Raw genomic sequence first — 15,752 nt, forward strand, 5'->3', positions numbered from 1 at the left:
TTAAAGTTCCCTCCGCAATATAGAAAATTGTTTTTCAATAGTAAAGCCCGCTTTTTGATAGATTCGAAGAGCCGGATTATTATTTCCAGTGAATAGAGAGATATATTGACAGCCCACATTTTGAAAAGCTTCAACCATTCGGAAAAACAATACACTGCCAAGGCCATGCCCCTCATGCTCTGGGTGCACTCCGATACCGCAAAAAAATGCTCTTCCATCAGGCTGCGAAATAATTGGACCTGCAAAGCCCACAACCTCGTTTCCGTACACAGCTACTACAAGTGGTGCGCCAACCTTCACGTAAGTAACAATATCCTTCTTCCACTGCGGATTTTGCAGGGCAGCAAGCGTTGCTTCAAGCCCTGTATGTAAATCAGGGACATAGGACGTAATGTAATAGTCCTTGCTATTTGCATTGGTTTCCTTATCTAAAATATCTTCGGGAACTATAAAGCTTCCGAGTTTTAAATACATGCCGCATTGCGTCGCACGATCTTCGTAGCCTCTAGCCATTAAAGCTTCATATAATGGCAGGTCCTTACTGATGCCCGGGGCATTATTATGCTCATGCTGAGGTGCACTTGGTATACTCCACTTCAGCTTAACAGGGTTGAAAAACAATACATCCGCTTGTCTTTTCCCAAGTTCTTGGAATCTTTTTTCTAAACGCAATAGAAAAGCATCGTAAAGCTCCAGAGAAGCCACATGGGTATCTATAATAACACTCGTAATATAACCCGCCACATCTCCAAGAGGGAGATCGTCACCGCAGCAGCCAGCTGCAAAACCAACAATCCCTTTTTCGTCACAGCCTACCCATATACAGTCAGCGTCAAAATAAGGATGGTCGATGAATGTATCTTGAAACTCTCGCTCTGTAAATGGCTTATAATCATATTTTGTAGCCTCACGATTCCAAAGCTCTACAACTGCAGAGTGATCTTCAATTGAAAAGGGTCTGATTTGCAACATTTAAGCCTCCTGTGAACGTCCAATATAGGGCCAGGAAATTTTGCCCATTACTACTGGCTGTGATGCTCCAGTTACTAGCGGGATATTGTTTGGTAAGCGCTCCATCGTGTAATACGCTAGCAGAGCAAAAGCAATTGCTTCCTTAGCATCACTATTACCACCGATATCCTCCTGCGTCAGCACCTGCACGTTATGCGGTGCAAATAAGTGCTGCAAATCACGCAAAAGCGTCTTGTTATAGCTTCCACCGCCGCCAATTAACAATTGCTCAGCCTGGTGCTGCGGTGCAATATACCGTTCATAGCTATCGACGATGCTCCAGGCAGTTAAGTACGTAGCTGTTGCAACAACATCTTCTGCTTTCCAGTGATTAACCTTCATCATTTCAATAATTTGTGCCACGTATTGTTGGCCAAACCGTTCTCTGCCTGTCGATTTTGGTAACGGCATCGTATAATATTTATCCTGCTGCATCCATTTCAATAGCTCATCAATCACTTGACCGCCCGCACCAATTTCGCCATTAACATCCATTGTCATTGGTATAAATAATTGCGATACAAGGCCATCGATAATCATATTTCCAGGACCCGTATCAAAAGCAAATACCTCATCCGGTGAGGCATTTACAGGCAAAACAGTCACATTGCCTATTCCTCCAATATTTTGCATCAGTAGTGTTTTCTTTGGATTGTTAAACAATAAGTATTCGGTAAATGGTACTAACGGAGCTCCTTGTCCACCCATTGCCATGTCAGCAACTCGAAAGTCTGATACGCAAGGAATCCCTGTGCGATTGGCGATAACTGCACCATCCCCAATCTGAACGGTACAATGCAGATTATAGCCGCCCATAACATTCTCTTCCGGAGCATGATAGATTGTTTGACCATGCGATCCTACTGCGAATATTTGCGAAGGCGAAAGGCCGCATTTCCCTATAACGGATAATGTGGCTTGGGCGTATAATTCGCCAAGCCACATATTCATTGCGCCAACCTTATCAATCGTAGCGCTAGCGGGATCAAAAAGCTCAAATATGGAGTTTCTAACTTGCACCTCAAAAGGTGTGTTTTCAAAAGCCAGTAATTCAATCTCTACTCCATGCTCTTTTTCGGCTGAAGGGAAAAGCTTAACTACTGCTGCATCAATACCATCTACTGATGTACCTGACATCAAGCCAACTAAGTATGTTGCATCCACTTTTGATTGTTTGTCCATTAACCTTTCACCGCTCCAACTGTTACCCCTTCAAGGAAGTATTTTTGTAAACTGAAGAACAAAATAAACATTGGAACTGCTGAAATGGTTGCCCCCGCCATCATCGGTGCAAAGTAAGTTGTATTCGCAAAGCGAAAGTTTTTCAAGCCGACCTGAATGGTTTGCATATCCATCGTATTCGTTACTAGGAACGGCCAGAAAAAGTCATTCCATGCCGCCATGAACGTTAGGATTGCTAGTACTGCCATAATTGTTTTAGATAGAGGCATAATGATATACCAGAAGATTTTAGGCTGGGAACAACCTTCGATTTTAGCAGATTCAATAATTTCACCTGGAATGGAGGACATGAACTGCTTAACCAAGAAGATATTGTATACCGTTACTATGCTCGGCATAATCAACGCAGTGTACGTATTTTGTAATTCAAAAATATTTACGATCAAAATATATAGTGGAACCTGAGTAACTTGAACAGGAATCATCATAGATCCCAGCAAAATAGCGAACAAAATGTTTTTCCCTTTAAATTTCATTTTTGCAAAAGCATATCCAGCAAGAGTAGCAAAAAATACGTTAGATACCGTGATACACGCTGCCACTATAAAAGAGTTCAATAACCAGTCCCATGTATGCGGGCTAAAGTTAAAAAAGAATTTATAAGATTCAAATGAAATCTTCTTTGGTAGGATAGAATAGCTCATTGCACCAGCTTCTACCGGATCACCGAACGAGGAAATGACCATAAAGTATATCGGGAATATGGTAGCTGCGGCGAATAGGATAAGGAACGTAATGTTTGCACCATTACGTATAAACAGATACCCTTTGCTTCTTAAGCTGTTGTTGTACAAACCCATAGTATTCTGCTCCTTTTCCTAGTATTCTACATCTTTACCTATAAACTTGAATTGAAGGAATGAGATAAATCCGATAATCGCTGCTAGAACTAATGATTGTGCCGCTGCCTCACCAAACTCAAAATATGTGAACGCATTGTTAAAGATTAACAAACCTACCATTGTTGTTGCATGGTCTGGTCCACCGCCTGTCATAAGATAAGCGTTTTGGAATACTTGGAAGGAACCGATAACACCCGTAACAAGTAGGAATAGCGTTGTTGGCTTAAGGAAAGGGACAACGATAAACCAAAGCTTTTGCAGGAAAGACGCGCCATCAATTTCAGCTGCTTCATAATAGCTGTTATCAATAGCGAGTAATGCGGCTATATAAATAATAATTGCTGTACCATGACTTGATAACCATGACATTAACACAAGTGAGAACATTGCAGTTGCACTGGAACCAAGCCAGTTTTGATTTTCAATACCTAAAAAACTCACGAGCTTATTGGCAATACCTGATTTTAAAGGATCGAAGATCCACAGCCACACAACAGAAAGCGCTACACCAGATGCTACGGCTGGCAAGTAATATAGTGCTTTAAAGATCGTTTGTGTTTTTTTCTTGAAAGGAATAATCAAAATTGAAATTAAAAATGACAGAAGAATATTAAACGGAACAGTTAATAGCGTATATACTAACGTGTTTTTCAGCGCTTTCCAGAAAAGTTCATCTGAAAACGAGTTAACGAAGTTATCCATGCCGACAAAAGTGGATCCTAATGGACCATATTTTTGTAAGCTGATAATAAAAGCATTGATGACTGGATATGCGGTAAATAAAGAAAACGCAATAAGTGCTACTGCGATAAACGCGTATCCCCAACCTGAGTCACTTTCGAGCTTCAATTTTTTTCTTTTAGTCAACGTTTGATTCATTGGGTCGCACCTCTCTTCTAAAAACAGTACAAGCTCTAGCTAATTTAGAAGGAAAGCTGTACGTTCTAGCTACGCACAGCTTTCACATGTCAGCCTACGACAGACTAGTCAACTACAATACCATCTTTACCGAAAGATTTAATTGCAGCCGCTTTAACTGCATCATACATTTCTTGTGGAGCAATCTCATTTGCAAGTAAGGCTTGTAGTTTAGGAATAATAACTTCTGTTTCAATTTTTAATGCTTCAGCAGCCAGATCAGTAGGAATATCTGTACGAGCCGGAAGCGCTTTTGCCATCATAGCTTTACCTGCAGCAACGTTATCTTCGTTACGAGGGAATTTTTCAAGTACTTCTGCATTACGTGCAGATTCAGTAATTGGTGATAAGAACAGCTCATTACTGTAGTTAGCAGCAATTGAACCAGAAGACAAGAAATTCGTTGCTAGGGCAATATTTTTGATGTGCTCTTCAGATGGAGCTTTTTTACCACGAAGTGCGATATAACCATCAACGATTGAAGTAGGGACATAATCGGCACCGTTGAATGTTGGGACTGGAAGTGAAATATAATCAACTTCAATAGAATCTGCAACAGCTGAACCATCGTTCGCTTTAATCTTCTCATTGTTTAGACGAGCAGAGTTTTCAAATGCAGATAAACCTTTACCTGTGATCATCGTTTGGCCCGTTAGGAACATGTTCCACCGTTTGCCAGCATCGATAGAGCTTAGCTCTTTAGGCATAGAACCATCGTTGATCATTTCGCGAATAGATGTAAGTAGCCCCAAGAAGTTTTTGCTTGTATACGTATATTTAAGATCTTTATCGAAGTAATCTGGTAAACCTGCAGTTTTAGCAAGAATAGCTAGATAGTCTTTAGATGCTACACCAGATGTTGCGAACACGAAACCATAACGAGTAGTTTCACCTTTATCATTTTTCACTACGCCTTTAGAAATTGCATTACGGAACTCTTCATAAGTCCAACCGTTTTGTTGAATGCTTTTCCAATCAATTCCGGCTTCTTCAAGGAATTGTTTGTTACCACCGATAGTGTGGATTTCCATATATGCTGGTAGGCCGTATTGAGCGTCACCTAGTTGGAAATATTTCAATGGAACTTCGTCATAATCGGCCTTGGCTTCATCAGAAAGGGCACCGTTAAGGTCGATTAGTACATTAAGTGCTGCATATTTCGAAATTCCTGAAGCACCGATAAAAGCAATATCTGGAGGAGACCCTGCATTTACTTGAGTATCAAGTTTTTGCGTCATATCTTCCCAGCTCGCTGGTTCGATTTTCAAAGTCAAGTTAGGATGTAGTGTATTAAATTCTTTTTCCATATCAGCAAAACGTGTTTGATAGTTCGCTGATATCGGAGGTAAAAGTGCTGTAATCGTATCCTTTTTAGGCTCAGAACCACCGTTACTAGTTCCTGTATTACCGGAATCTGTAGAAGTTGTAGCGTTATTTCCGTTTCCTCCGCAAGCCGATAAGAGTGATACCATCATGATTCCTGACAAAAACAGAGTTAATCCACGTGATCTTTTTTTCATCGAAAACAGCCTCCTCAATTATTAATAGCATCCATCCTGTTATTCCACTTTTCACACCTAAACCAATGATGCGATTGCCTGTTTCAAGCGTCCTCCGTTTGCGTTAAGTACTTGTTCTGCTTCTTTTGCATCTAACCCCGATTTAATCATCATAATTGCCAGCTTACAGTTCATAGATGCTTTATCAAGTGTTTCTGCGGCGGTTGATGTATCTACACCAGTCGTGTTCATGATGATACGAATCGAGCGATCTACGAGCTTAAAATTACTAGCCTTCAGATCAACCATCAAGTTGTTGTACGTTTTTCCTAACTTGACCATTGTGCATGTTGTCAGCATATTAAGCACCAACTTCTGAGCAGTTCCTGCCTTTAATCGAGTCGAACCGCTAATGACCTCAGGTCCTACAACAGGTGTTATACAAACATCTACAATGGGTTCGAACTTTGAGCCTCTGTTGTTACAAACACCGATAGTGGCTGCTCCAAGTTCCTTTGCTTTCGCTAAAGCTGCAATAACGTAGTTTGCACTACCGCTTGCCGAAATCCCAATAAGTACATCTTTGTTTGTTACACCAATGCTTTCGATTAATGCGATCCCTTCATCCATATCGTCTTCACAGCCTTCAACCGCAGTACGCAAAGCAATATCACCACCAGCGATATAGCCCTGCACCAAGGAAGGATCTGTACCAAAGGTAGGAGGACATTCGGAAGCATCCAGAACACCTAATCTTCCTGATGAGCCAGCTCCTATGTAAAACATTCTTCCACCATTAGACAACCTATGATGTAGAATATCTACCGCCTTTGCAATCTGCGGAATCTCCTCAGTTATAGCTCTGGGGACCAGTGCATCTTGTTGATTCATTAACTGGATCATTTCTTCCGTAGTACATTCATCAATCATTAATGTGTCTGGATTCACAGCCTCTGTTGTCAATCCCGCAAGGTAGTCATTCATAGCCATCCTCCTTCTTCCCAGTCTTAATCTGTCATTTAGTTAACAAAACGTGTTATATTAACTTACAATTATTATGCTCTTATACTAATACAACACCATCGCTTCGTCAATAGATTTTGAAATATAATTTCATAAAGAAATTAAATTCTGATGTTTTATTTCATTTCTTACATACTATGTTATACCACATTTATAAAGCGCTTACAAGATACAATTTAAATTTTTACCATTTGCTTTGATCGCTATGGCTCTAAGGTTAAAGCGATTTAAAAAAATGTATTATTTGCTGATTATCGCTCCAAACGAAACATAAAGTTACATCATCCGCGTTCAACCGGATGATGTTTCGTCTTCGATTCCATTCATTTTCTTCCTCATTATTGTGTGCCAAGCTATTAATTATTGAATTAAACTACTTATTATATTCATTAGATCAACGTATTCATCATGTAGATAATCTAACATGGATTGATATGTAGTACATTTTAGTACACGAATAAGCGAATGAAATACAAAAAAAGGAAAGCATTGATCCATGATCAATGCTTTCCTTCACATTCATTCTATCAGAACCTAATTTCTAAGTTTTTTCTTTAATATATTATGCGTTTTTGTTAAGTAGGTTTTTACTTCTTCATATTCTGCACTTGCGACACCAGCAAATAATATGTCGATGATCGTAAGCATCGCAATACGTGAGCCCATAGCCCCACTGCGGATTGTTATTTCAGGTGTGGATATGCTCAGTACAATATCCGCCCGCTCCGCAAGCTCACTTTTATTGTACTTCGTAATCGCAATACATTTCGCTCTATTCTTTTGGGCAATTTCCAGTGCATCAATAATATCACTAGTTGCTCCAGAGTTAGAAATGAAAATGGCAACATCATCTTTCTCAAGTAAAGTTGCTGCCGTGAGCTGACTATGACCATCTGTATAGGCATGACACATCTTATTAATTCGCGAGAACTTCTGTTCCCCGTCCATACAAACGAGTCCCGAAGCACCTATTCCAAAGAAAACAATTCGCTTACTATGACATAGTAATTCTACAGCTCTTGTAATTTCTTTTCGATCAATAACACTAAGCGTATCCTCAATGGACTTGCAATTATTCAATGAAATATTTGATATAATTGTCGAGAGATCATCACCTGGCTGAATATCTGTATATTGAGCCTTTGAATCCTCATCACGAGAACCCAAAGATGCCGATATACTCACAATAAAATTGCGGTATCCGCTGTAACCCATCGTCTTACAGAAACGAAGGACAGATGCATCGCTTGTCTTACTCGATTGAGCCAATTCCTTAATCGACAAATGAGGGATCTCTTCCGTATTTTCTAAAATGTAATCTCCGACCAATCGTTCAACTGGTGTAAAACTCTCTCGCATATCACGAATTTTAATTAATACGTTGTCATTTAGACTCATAATCTACCTACTCTAGATTTAATTAACACCTTTATTAATATCATAAACAATATAAACAACCTATTTCAATAACAAAATACGTTTCGGCATATCAAAGCTAATATTAATTAATCTATTAAAATCATCCTACTCTTAGGTCATCTGGTGACTTTACGTTGATTATAGCGTAATAAAGTTGTAAGGTATAGTCGATAATTATATACTTTCTGATATGGTGAAACAAGGGACCACAAAGGTCCCCGAAGATTCTTTCTATTGTTCTCAGCATACGTAATACGCATGTATTTTTAAATTTTACTGCCGTCTAAATATGACTCGATTTGTCAACGACATTCTTTGATGTAGCACCGTACTTGAACCATTTAATTTGCTAGCAAGCTGCATTAATGCAGTCAAGAACACCGGCATGGCCGCTACACTTAATAATAGTGCAATGATTAATACGAATGCTACCTGTATAAGTGTCGTTACGCCCGAAGGAATCAACGCGGCGCAGGTGATCCAACATCCCCTTCAAGCTCGTTATACCGCATCATCAGGAATATGCTGTAATCAACGCCCAGGGCTGCAATCATAATGAAGCTGAAAAATGGAACGATCCAGCTCAAGATTTCACTGATTCCAAGAGAAGTAAGTACACTAGCACCAAGGAAGCAATAATGAACAGAGAACTGGACACAGAGCGCGTAATGACTATTAGCACAATTATGATTCCGACCAGCATAATCACGGCTGTACGTACAAAGTCATCCTGTGAAATATTCTGCAAATCAGCATTGGTTGCAGTTGTTCCTGTTAAGGCTGCTTGCACTCCTTGCAAGTCGCTGCAATCTATTGGCATTCCAAAAGCTGTCTGCAAGTTCTTCTTCGAGCTCAAGCGAATACAGTAACTCACCTTCTTCCATCATTTTAGCGAACATCTTCAAAGGGCCATATACAGTGCAGATCAATGCCATGGAAGGCAGGGGGCGTAACAATTTCTCCTCCTTACCTGATTTGTCTATATCTAGAATGAATTTTAATAAATGACCGAATATTGCTTTGCTATGTTCGTCTAAGTAATATCCATCTTCATGCAAGCCTTTCTTTTGCGATTTTTTTGCGCAAGAAATAAAGAGTTCTTTATAATGTAATAATGTACATAAAGACGGATTTGGAGGGAAATAAATGGCAAGTCGTAAATGGGTATTAATCATAGACGATGAAGATGATTTAGCGCGTCTGATGAAGGCTGTTTTACATAAAGAAGGTGTTCCAGACGTTGTAACTGCCGGGACCGTTGCAGAGGGTTGGGACAAGTTTCAGGAGTATAAGCCTGAGCTTATATTGCTAGATATTATGCTCCCAGATGGAGAAGGATATGACTTATGCAGAAAAATTCGGGAAACATCAAATGCACCCATCTTATTTATGTCTGCAAAAGACGAGGAAATTAATAAGCTGTTAGGACTGGCGATAGGTGGCGATGATTATATTACTAAACCGTTCAGTCCGAAAGAAGTCGCTTACCGGGTAAAGGCACAACTGAGAAGAGCTGGCTTTACAGAAGAAAAAAAAGCTCCGAAAAGCTTACAAGCTGGCCCCTTTGAGCTTAGTGCCAATGAGACAGAATTAAAAAAGAATGGCGAGGTCCTCGTGCTAACCGCCAAAGAAGTCGGTTTAATGAGCTGTTTTATGCATCATCCCAATCAGATTCTAAGCAAAGAAACCTTGTTTGGACAGGCGTGGGGTGAGGACTTTTTTGGTTCCGATAATACAGTGATGGTACATATTCGGCGCTTACGCGAAAAAATTGAGGCAGACCCTTCAAATCCTTCCTTTATTTTGACGGTTAAAGGGTTAGGTTATAAATTAAATACCAAGGAGTGAGACTAGTTGAAATGGAAATTGACACTCCGCTTTTTAAGATCGGTTATGACTATTGTTGTGATCGTTGGTATTGTAAACGCGATTTTGTTCCTTTCCTTATTCGTTATAAAGGTAAATAATAATAACTTTGGCACTGAAGAAGCATCTGCAGAAACCTTTAGCCGAACCTTTTCACAATACGTAGAATTACAGGCTGGCAAACCTGTTGTGAATGAAGAAGGTCTCAAAAAACTACAAGAAATGAGCGCCTGGGTACAATTCTTGAATGACCAAGGGGAGCAAGCAGCAGCATTTTATACCCCTGAAGAATTGAAAACAGAGTATTCTCCTATTGAAATTGTACAAATGTATAAATATAAAGAATTAGATGCACGCACGACGGTTTTTGTCAGCGAAGCCCAACATTTCAGTTACTTTTTAGGGATTAATAATCCTAAAATAGGCCGCTACGTAATGACCTATGACTACGCTAAAATTTTCAAAGATGTTAATGTTTTTCTTTTCATTTTTTTAATCGTTGATGTGCTTATTGTAATCCTCATTGGATTTCTATTTGGGAAAAAGTTAACTGCACCCCTTCATACATTAATAGAGGGTATTCAACAGCTCAGGGAACGACGTTTTAAGAAAATGCCTACTCCCAAAGGTGTTTATGAAGATGTTTTTCGTAATATGAATGAACTATCTGAAAAGCTCGATCGACATGAAGAGGAACGTAAACGTCTCGATCAAATGCGTGAGGAATGGATTAGCAATGTTTCACATGACATGAAGACACCACTTGCTTCTATTCAAGGTTATGCAGAATTTATTAACGACAGTGCCACAGATTTAACAGCCCAAGAATTACAGGAATACACGTCAATTATCAAGAGTAAATCGATGTATATGAAAGATCTGTTAGATGACCTCAATTTAACGACACGTTTGCGTAATCACCAGCTATCCCTGCAATTTGAAGAGGTGAATCTCGTTCAGTTTCTACGAGAAATGACGATTGAACTTTTAAATGACCCGACCTTTGGTGAACGGAAGATAGAGTTTGAGGCAAATGTGGTTAAAGCTGTACATAAAGTAGATAAAAAATTACTAAAACGAGCGATCCTTAACTTGATCTACAACGCGCTGGTGCATAACGATGAAAATGTTGTGGTGAAGATTCGAGTGGAAACCATTAGTCCGCATACCCAAATTACAATTTCTGATAATGGTCATGGAATTCCAGCTAAAGATCTGGAACATATTTTCGAACGCTACTATCGGGGTACAAACACAACGAGTAAGCATGGTACTGGTTTAGGAATGGCCATCGCAAGAGACATTATTTGGGCTCATGAGGGGAAACTCGATATGACGAGCATTGAGAATACCGGAACCACCATTACTATACTTTTATAATACAAATGCCTTACTTACTCATTAGGCAGAGAAAAGGGCTGTGCTCCATTACCTTTATTGGAGACAGCCCTTCTTCAATTTATTAGTTTTTTATTGCTTTTAGCGGAATATCCTCTACCTTCACTTCATCATATGAGGAGACTTGATCACCTTTTTTTACATACATTTTTAAGTAGGCGCCTTTACGAAGATTTTTTTGTGCATTAAATTCCAGTGGAATTGTATTACCTTTGGCATTTGTAGCTTCTAGTGTATAGGAATAGGAAGTCATCACTGTACCATCACTCAGTTTATATTCATGGGGTTCCCCATCCTCTGTAATTTGTAAATAATAATTTTCGGCATTCATGCGATTGAAATCAATCTTTGCTAGAGCAAAGACACCTACAACCCCAACAACAAACAAAATACCCATAGTAATTAGAAATTTTTTCATCTCAATCATCCTTCTGTTCTATTATTTAGTGTGATAATACGATTGTATGAAGCTACGGTTAAGAAATAATACAACCCATAAATTAGGGTATAAGCAATCATCCAGAGCAACACTGGCTTTGCTAAATCTATCATCAGTAGACTAGAGAATGCTTTTAAAGCCACTACACTATGCAATAACCCTACTATAAGCGGTACAACAAAGATAACGAATACCTGTGACGCAATGGATTTCCGCATTTCTTTTGCACTGACACCCATTTTATGCAGCATATTGTACTGTGCTTTATCTTCTTCTGCCTCAGTTAAAACTTTAAAGTAAATGATACTGCCTGTTGCAGCCAGAAATACGAGTCCAAGGAAACTTCCTATAAAAAGTAGAGAACCCACACTTTCCAAGCTTGTTTGGTAATCTTGAGGCCTGCTTGAAAATAGCGCTTCTTCAGGTAATTGGTTTGCAATTTTTGCAGATAAATCCACAGAGGCATCCTCTACCCCAAGAACACGATAGCGTAGCACTTCTCCATCATTCCGTAATACTTTATACTGTTCATCCGAGACTACAACTGTTATACCTGCTGTACCTGCATTTAATACGGTTTGTGTTTTAAAGCTTTGGAATGTGAGTGGATGGCCGTTGCCTGTTGTTATAGTTTTTCCTGTATACATAGGTGAGAACCTTTTGTTATATCCGATATCTAAAATAACCGCGTAGCCATCCTTTACATTTAATTTTTCTTTATGCTGTACATTTGCTAAATTGTTGTATGTTTTTTCATCGATAACAGTATACCCTCTTTTATCAGAGCTATCGAACGAGGATCGCGAGTTTAATTCTTTCGTATGAAACGTAATGGATAGCGCTTCGATATTTTCATCGTATTTTGTAGCTGGCAGTACAGCACTTACTTGTTTATCCATTTCTGCATCTGTTAATTGATACATAAAGGTATTCGGATTAATCGTTTTTGCCGAGTCATTCGTATTGTAATACAGGCTATAGACCGCTCCACCGGCAGTTACTGTTGTAGCACTCAACACAGCAATCACAGTTAATGTACGTGCATTCCCACGGATACGATAGAGCAGCTGCGAAATGGTTATTACATGAAGGCCCTTCCACAGCCACTTTTCATTTTTCTTAATCATTGCTAACAGAAAGCCAGTCACACTGTGGAACAATAAAAATGTACCCACAATTACCGTTGTTAAAATAATTAATACGGTCATGAGAAATCCGATTTTTGCCCATACCTTAGAAGTGAAAAGGTCCTGCATTGCAAGCCAATAGCCCAAGACAATAAGTAACACTCCAAGAACAGCTACTATCATAGATGGTTTAGGCGCCACTTCTCCCTTTTTGGAAGCATGAAATAAATCAATCAGCTTAAATTGATAGATCAAACGGTAGCCTTGAAACGATGTCACTAAGAAAATAACCAGAAATACGATAGCCGTGTTCATCGCTGCCGCCATTGAAAAAGTAAAGGGGGCTACAACGTCATAACCCATTAAATGAATCAAAATCGTCATAAATCCTTTTGAACAAAGGAAGCCAAATACAATCCCTACTATTAAAGAGAATAATCCTAATAATAAATTTTCAAAAAAGAGCATAAAACCGATTTGACGATTACGTACCCCCAGCAACGCATACAGTGCGACTTCTTTTTTACGTTTTTTCATAAAAAATGAATTGGAATAAGCTATAAATATGAACACGAAAAAGATAAGAATGACTGCCGCTCCACTCATTAGGGAACCCAGTTTTTGGGATGAAGCCGTCTGTTCTGCTATCGTATCACTATATTTTAAGGTCACAAATGTAAAGTAAATGACGATACTAAACACCATCGATGCGATGTATAAAAAATATTGCGAGAAGTTTCTGGCTATATTTTTTCTTGCTAGACTAAATAACGTCATCTACCTCACCCCCAATGGCCGCATGAACCTCTAAGATCTCTTGGAAGAAGGCTTTGCGTGTCTGATCACGACGATAGATTTCTGTTGAAAATGAACCATCCTTGATGAAAATGATCCGGCGGCAGAAGCTTGCGGCAAAGGCATCATGGGTCACCATCATAATGGTCGAATTGTTATTTTCATTTAAAGTACTTAAGCTTTCCAATAAATCTGTTGCTGATTTGGAGTCAAGTGCACCTGTTGGTTCATCAGCCAAAATCAGTGCAGGCTCTGTCACGAGCGCTCTAGCCGCAGCGGTTCTTTGCTTTTGACCCCCAGAGATTTGGTAAGGATATTTCCCCAGTAAATCTTCAATCCCAAATACTTTAGAGATCTGAGTCACGAGGTGATTAATTTTCTTCGCTGGAATTTTGGCAATCGCCAGGGGAAGCAATATGTTCTCCTTTACCGTCAAGGAATCGAGTAAATTGTAATCTTGAAAGATGAACCCGAGATGTTCACGCCGGAAGTCTGACAAAGCTGTTTCCTTCAGATCATGAATACTCTTGTTCTTCATATATATCTTTCCTTCTGTTGGAGAATCTATGGTTGCTAACAAATTTAGCAAGGTTGATTTTCCCGCTCCGGAAGGTCCCATAATCCCTACAAACTCACCTTCATGAATGTCAAAAGACACGTTTTCCAACGCTGTGTAAGCAGCACTTAACTTCCCGTACACTTTTTTTACGTTTTCTACTTTTAATAATGGTTCCATTCATTTCACCTCATAATTTGCTGATACTTATACTATAGGCACCGAACCTTACAGCAAATTCATGCCAACCTTACAACAAGCTTAAATCTACAAAAAAAAGATACCCTGTAGCCATTTAAGACTACGGAGTATCCCTTTGCTATTGAATAGCATTCATTTTTTTCTGGTTGTATATAAATCAGAAGCTTCATCAAAGTAAAAGCGGCGTTTTTGTTTGCCAAACACGACTAATATAACATGAACGAACAATACGATCGTTAAAATGAGAGAGGTCAATCCAGCACCTAGCGTTAAGAATATAGATGCCTTATAAAATGGAGAATCCATTGATATTTCCACATTATTCAACGTTTTCGCAATGACTGTTATGAAGTACATCGCGTAAATGGCACCAAAGCGTTTAAATAATCGTTTGTTAGTTTCCACTCGACTTATTTTACTGTCATAGCGATAACGCATTATTTTCGTACCGATTGTCGATCCATTCCAAATCATCGGAATAATAAAAAAGGTTACAGAAAGTGTAATGGTGCTCGCAATAAATTCACTAACCATATTAACGTTGGTCATACTCAACACAACTTTAACTACTAGGTTGCTGATAAATAGATCAATAATAACAGCCAGTAACACAGACATCCCTCTTACTTCATCAAGCGCTAATAATCTTTCCGCTTTCTCCTTAATTTTCTTTTTTGACGGGAATAACGCCAACACAGCTGGAGCAATAAAGAACCCCAGTACACCGCCAGTAGTATTTAACAATAAATCATCCACATCAAAAATACGATAAGGGCAATTATAAATCCCGTAAATGCCGGTTACCTGTGTTATCTCATAAAATAAAGTTAATAAGAACGTGAAGCCTAGAGCTTTCTTCCAATATTTCTTATCTTGAAAAAAGTATCGCAGATAAACACCAAAAGGTAATAATAGCAAGAAATTAAAAAACGCTTGATAGAATGAGGGTTGGCTAAATAATAGCCTATAAGTTGCAGGCTGTGATAACACGATGCCACTATTCCCAAAGGTGCCCACTATAAATTGAAATGGCATAAGTGAATAATGTTGTGTACCCGGTTTTTGAAGAGAACAAGTGTTACGTATTTCCGGCAACGGCAACAATACTAAAAATAACGCTGCTAGAAAGTAAAAGATAAACGAAAACGAAATTAACGTGGTAGAAAAGGGAAGGTAATTATATTTTCTATAGGTATAAATGAGCCATGGGATAAATAAGGCAAATGCTAAAACCACAAAAAAGATCGCTGCCACAAAGATCGGTTGAGTATATGCTGACATTTCTAGTTCACACCCCAAAATGATTTAGTATTCATATTAACCATAAAACTGATTCTAATTCAACTGGAGTTGGAACATTTTATCAAATTTAAGGATCCTGTAATGTTGGCATCAATTTAATGTAAGGTTCGCAAC

General features: G+C 38.9%; 13 protein-coding genes and 1 pseudogene. 2 read left to right on the forward strand and 12 right to left on the reverse strand.

The features are described from left to right. From NST40_RS19960 to NST40_RS19995, 8 genes and pseudogenes are all read right to left on the reverse strand, one after another. Window positions 1-972: a GNAT family N-acetyltransferase gene (locus NST40_RS19960; protein ID WP_076276165.1), complete on the reverse strand. Its 972-nt coding sequence runs from the start codon at window positions 970-972 to the stop codon at window positions 1-3. After that, window positions 973-2,193, reverse strand: coding sequence for an anhydro-N-acetylmuramic acid kinase (locus tag NST40_RS19965; protein ID WP_076127187.1), 1,221 nt, complete (start codon window positions 2,191-2,193; stop codon window positions 973-975). Further along, window positions 2,193-3,053, reverse strand: a complete 861-nt coding sequence (locus NST40_RS19970) for a carbohydrate ABC transporter permease (RefSeq protein ID WP_076127188.1) — start codon at window positions 3,051-3,053, stop codon at window positions 2,193-2,195. Before NST40_RS19970 ends, NST40_RS19965 begins: the two co-directional genes overlap by 1 nt. A gap of 18 nt (window positions 3,054-3,071) precedes the next feature. Next, window positions 3,072-3,974 carry a sugar ABC transporter permease gene (locus NST40_RS19975; protein WP_060622964.1) on the reverse strand — a complete coding sequence of 301 codons (903 nt, stop codon included), beginning with the start codon at window positions 3,972-3,974 and terminating at the stop codon, window positions 3,072-3,074. 104 nt (window positions 3,975-4,078) lie between these two features. Then, window positions 4,079-5,533: an extracellular solute-binding protein gene (locus tag NST40_RS19980; RefSeq protein ID WP_076190768.1), complete on the reverse strand. Its 1,455-nt coding sequence runs from the start codon at window positions 5,531-5,533 to the stop codon at window positions 4,079-4,081. A 57-nt stretch (window positions 5,534-5,590) separates the two neighbouring features. Next, on the reverse strand, window positions 5,591-6,496 hold the full coding sequence (murQ, locus tag NST40_RS19985) for an N-acetylmuramic acid 6-phosphate etherase (RefSeq protein WP_076217895.1): 906 nt from the start codon (window positions 6,494-6,496) through the stop codon (window positions 5,591-5,593). Window positions 6,497-7,069: 573 nt separating this feature from the next. Then, complete coding sequence (locus NST40_RS19990) at window positions 7,070-7,933, reverse strand: MurR/RpiR family transcriptional regulator (protein WP_042129113.1); 864 nt, start codon at window positions 7,931-7,933, stop codon at window positions 7,070-7,072. Window positions 7,934-8,227: 294 nt separating this feature from the next. Continuing rightward, window positions 8,228-8,759 (reverse strand): annotated as a pseudogene (locus NST40_RS19995) (MMPL family transporter); the annotation flags it as partial. A gap of 341 nt (window positions 8,760-9,100) precedes the next feature. Between NST40_RS19995 and NST40_RS20000 the strand changes: the two are divergent. Then, a complete protein-coding gene (locus NST40_RS20000) occupies window positions 9,101-9,802 on the forward strand; it encodes a response regulator transcription factor (protein WP_076276163.1) in 702 nt (233 codons plus the stop codon). A 6-nt stretch (window positions 9,803-9,808) separates the two neighbouring features. Next, window positions 9,809-11,200 (forward strand): HAMP domain-containing sensor histidine kinase, encoded by a 1,392-nt coding sequence (locus NST40_RS20005; RefSeq protein ID WP_342409919.1) that lies wholly within the window; start codon window positions 9,809-9,811, stop codon window positions 11,198-11,200. A gap of 82 nt (window positions 11,201-11,282) precedes the next feature. On the opposite strand, the gene NST40_RS20010 is transcribed toward NST40_RS20005, so the two are convergent. The 4 genes from NST40_RS20010 to NST40_RS20025 form a co-directional block, all read right to left on the reverse strand. Next, window positions 11,283-11,636: a YxeA family protein gene (locus NST40_RS20010; RefSeq protein ID WP_076276161.1), complete on the reverse strand. Its 354-nt coding sequence runs from the start codon at window positions 11,634-11,636 to the stop codon at window positions 11,283-11,285. A 5-nt stretch (window positions 11,637-11,641) separates the two neighbouring features. Then, complete coding sequence (locus tag NST40_RS20015) at window positions 11,642-13,561, reverse strand: ABC transporter permease (RefSeq protein ID WP_076276160.1); 1,920 nt, start codon at window positions 13,559-13,561, stop codon at window positions 11,642-11,644. Continuing rightward, window positions 13,548-14,315, reverse strand: coding sequence for an ABC transporter ATP-binding protein (locus NST40_RS20020; protein WP_076276159.1), 768 nt, complete (start codon window positions 14,313-14,315; stop codon window positions 13,548-13,550). The genes NST40_RS20015 and NST40_RS20020 overlap by 14 nt, the downstream gene beginning before the upstream one ends. Window positions 14,316-14,468: 153 nt before the next feature. Continuing rightward, the gene (locus tag NST40_RS20025; RefSeq protein WP_076127204.1) at window positions 14,469-15,617 is read right to left on the reverse strand and encodes a VanZ family protein; all 1,149 of its coding nucleotides are present in this window, start codon (window positions 15,615-15,617) and stop codon (window positions 14,469-14,471) included. Window positions 15,618-15,752: the final 135 nt, after the last annotated feature.

Origin of the sequence: Paenibacillus sp. FSL R10-2778 (assembly GCF_038593035.1) — a bacterium.
Taxonomy (GTDB): domain Bacteria; phylum Bacillota; class Bacilli; order Paenibacillales; family Paenibacillaceae; genus Paenibacillus_AQ; species Paenibacillus_AQ odorifer.

What these genes read in the sequence shown, in the direction of transcription:
- NST40_RS19960 (WP_076276165.1), bottom strand. Translation starts at nt 972, where the DNA reads ATGTTGCAAATCAGACCCTTTTCAATTGAAGATCACTCTGCAGTTGTA.
- NST40_RS19965 (WP_076127187.1), bottom strand. Translation starts at nt 2,193, where the DNA reads ATGGACAAACAATCAAAAGTGGATGCAACATACTTAGTTGGCTTGATG.
- NST40_RS19970 (WP_076127188.1), bottom strand. Translation starts at nt 3,053, where the DNA reads ATGGGTTTGTACAACAACAGCTTAAGAAGCAAAGGGTATCTGTTTATA.
- NST40_RS19975 (WP_060622964.1), bottom strand. Translation starts at nt 3,974, where the DNA reads ATGAATCAAACGTTGACTAAAAGAAAAAAATTGAAGCTCGAAAGTGAC.
- NST40_RS19980 (WP_076190768.1), bottom strand. Translation starts at nt 5,533, where the DNA reads ATGAAAAAAAGATCACGTGGATTAACTCTGTTTTTGTCAGGAATCATG.
- murQ (WP_076217895.1), bottom strand. Translation starts at nt 6,496, where the DNA reads ATGAATGACTACCTTGCGGGATTGACAACAGAGGCTGTGAATCCAGAC.
- NST40_RS19990 (WP_042129113.1), bottom strand. Translation starts at nt 7,933, where the DNA reads ATGAGTCTAAATGACAACGTATTAATTAAAATTCGTGATATGCGAGAG.
- NST40_RS20000 (WP_076276163.1), top strand. Translation starts at nt 9,101, where the DNA reads ATGGCAAGTCGTAAATGGGTATTAATCATAGACGATGAAGATGATTTA.
- NST40_RS20010 (WP_076276161.1), bottom strand. Translation starts at nt 11,636, where the DNA reads ATGAAAAAATTTCTAATTACTATGGGTATTTTGTTTGTTGTTGGGGTT.
- NST40_RS20015 (WP_076276160.1), bottom strand. Translation starts at nt 13,561, where the DNA reads ATGACGTTATTTAGTCTAGCAAGAAAAAATATAGCCAGAAACTTCTCG.
- NST40_RS20020 (WP_076276159.1), bottom strand. Translation starts at nt 14,315, where the DNA reads ATGGAACCATTATTAAAAGTAGAAAACGTAAAAAAAGTGTACGGGAAG.
- NST40_RS20025 (WP_076127204.1), bottom strand. Translation starts at nt 15,617, where the DNA reads ATGTCAGCATATACTCAACCGATCTTTGTGGCAGCGATCTTTTTTGTG.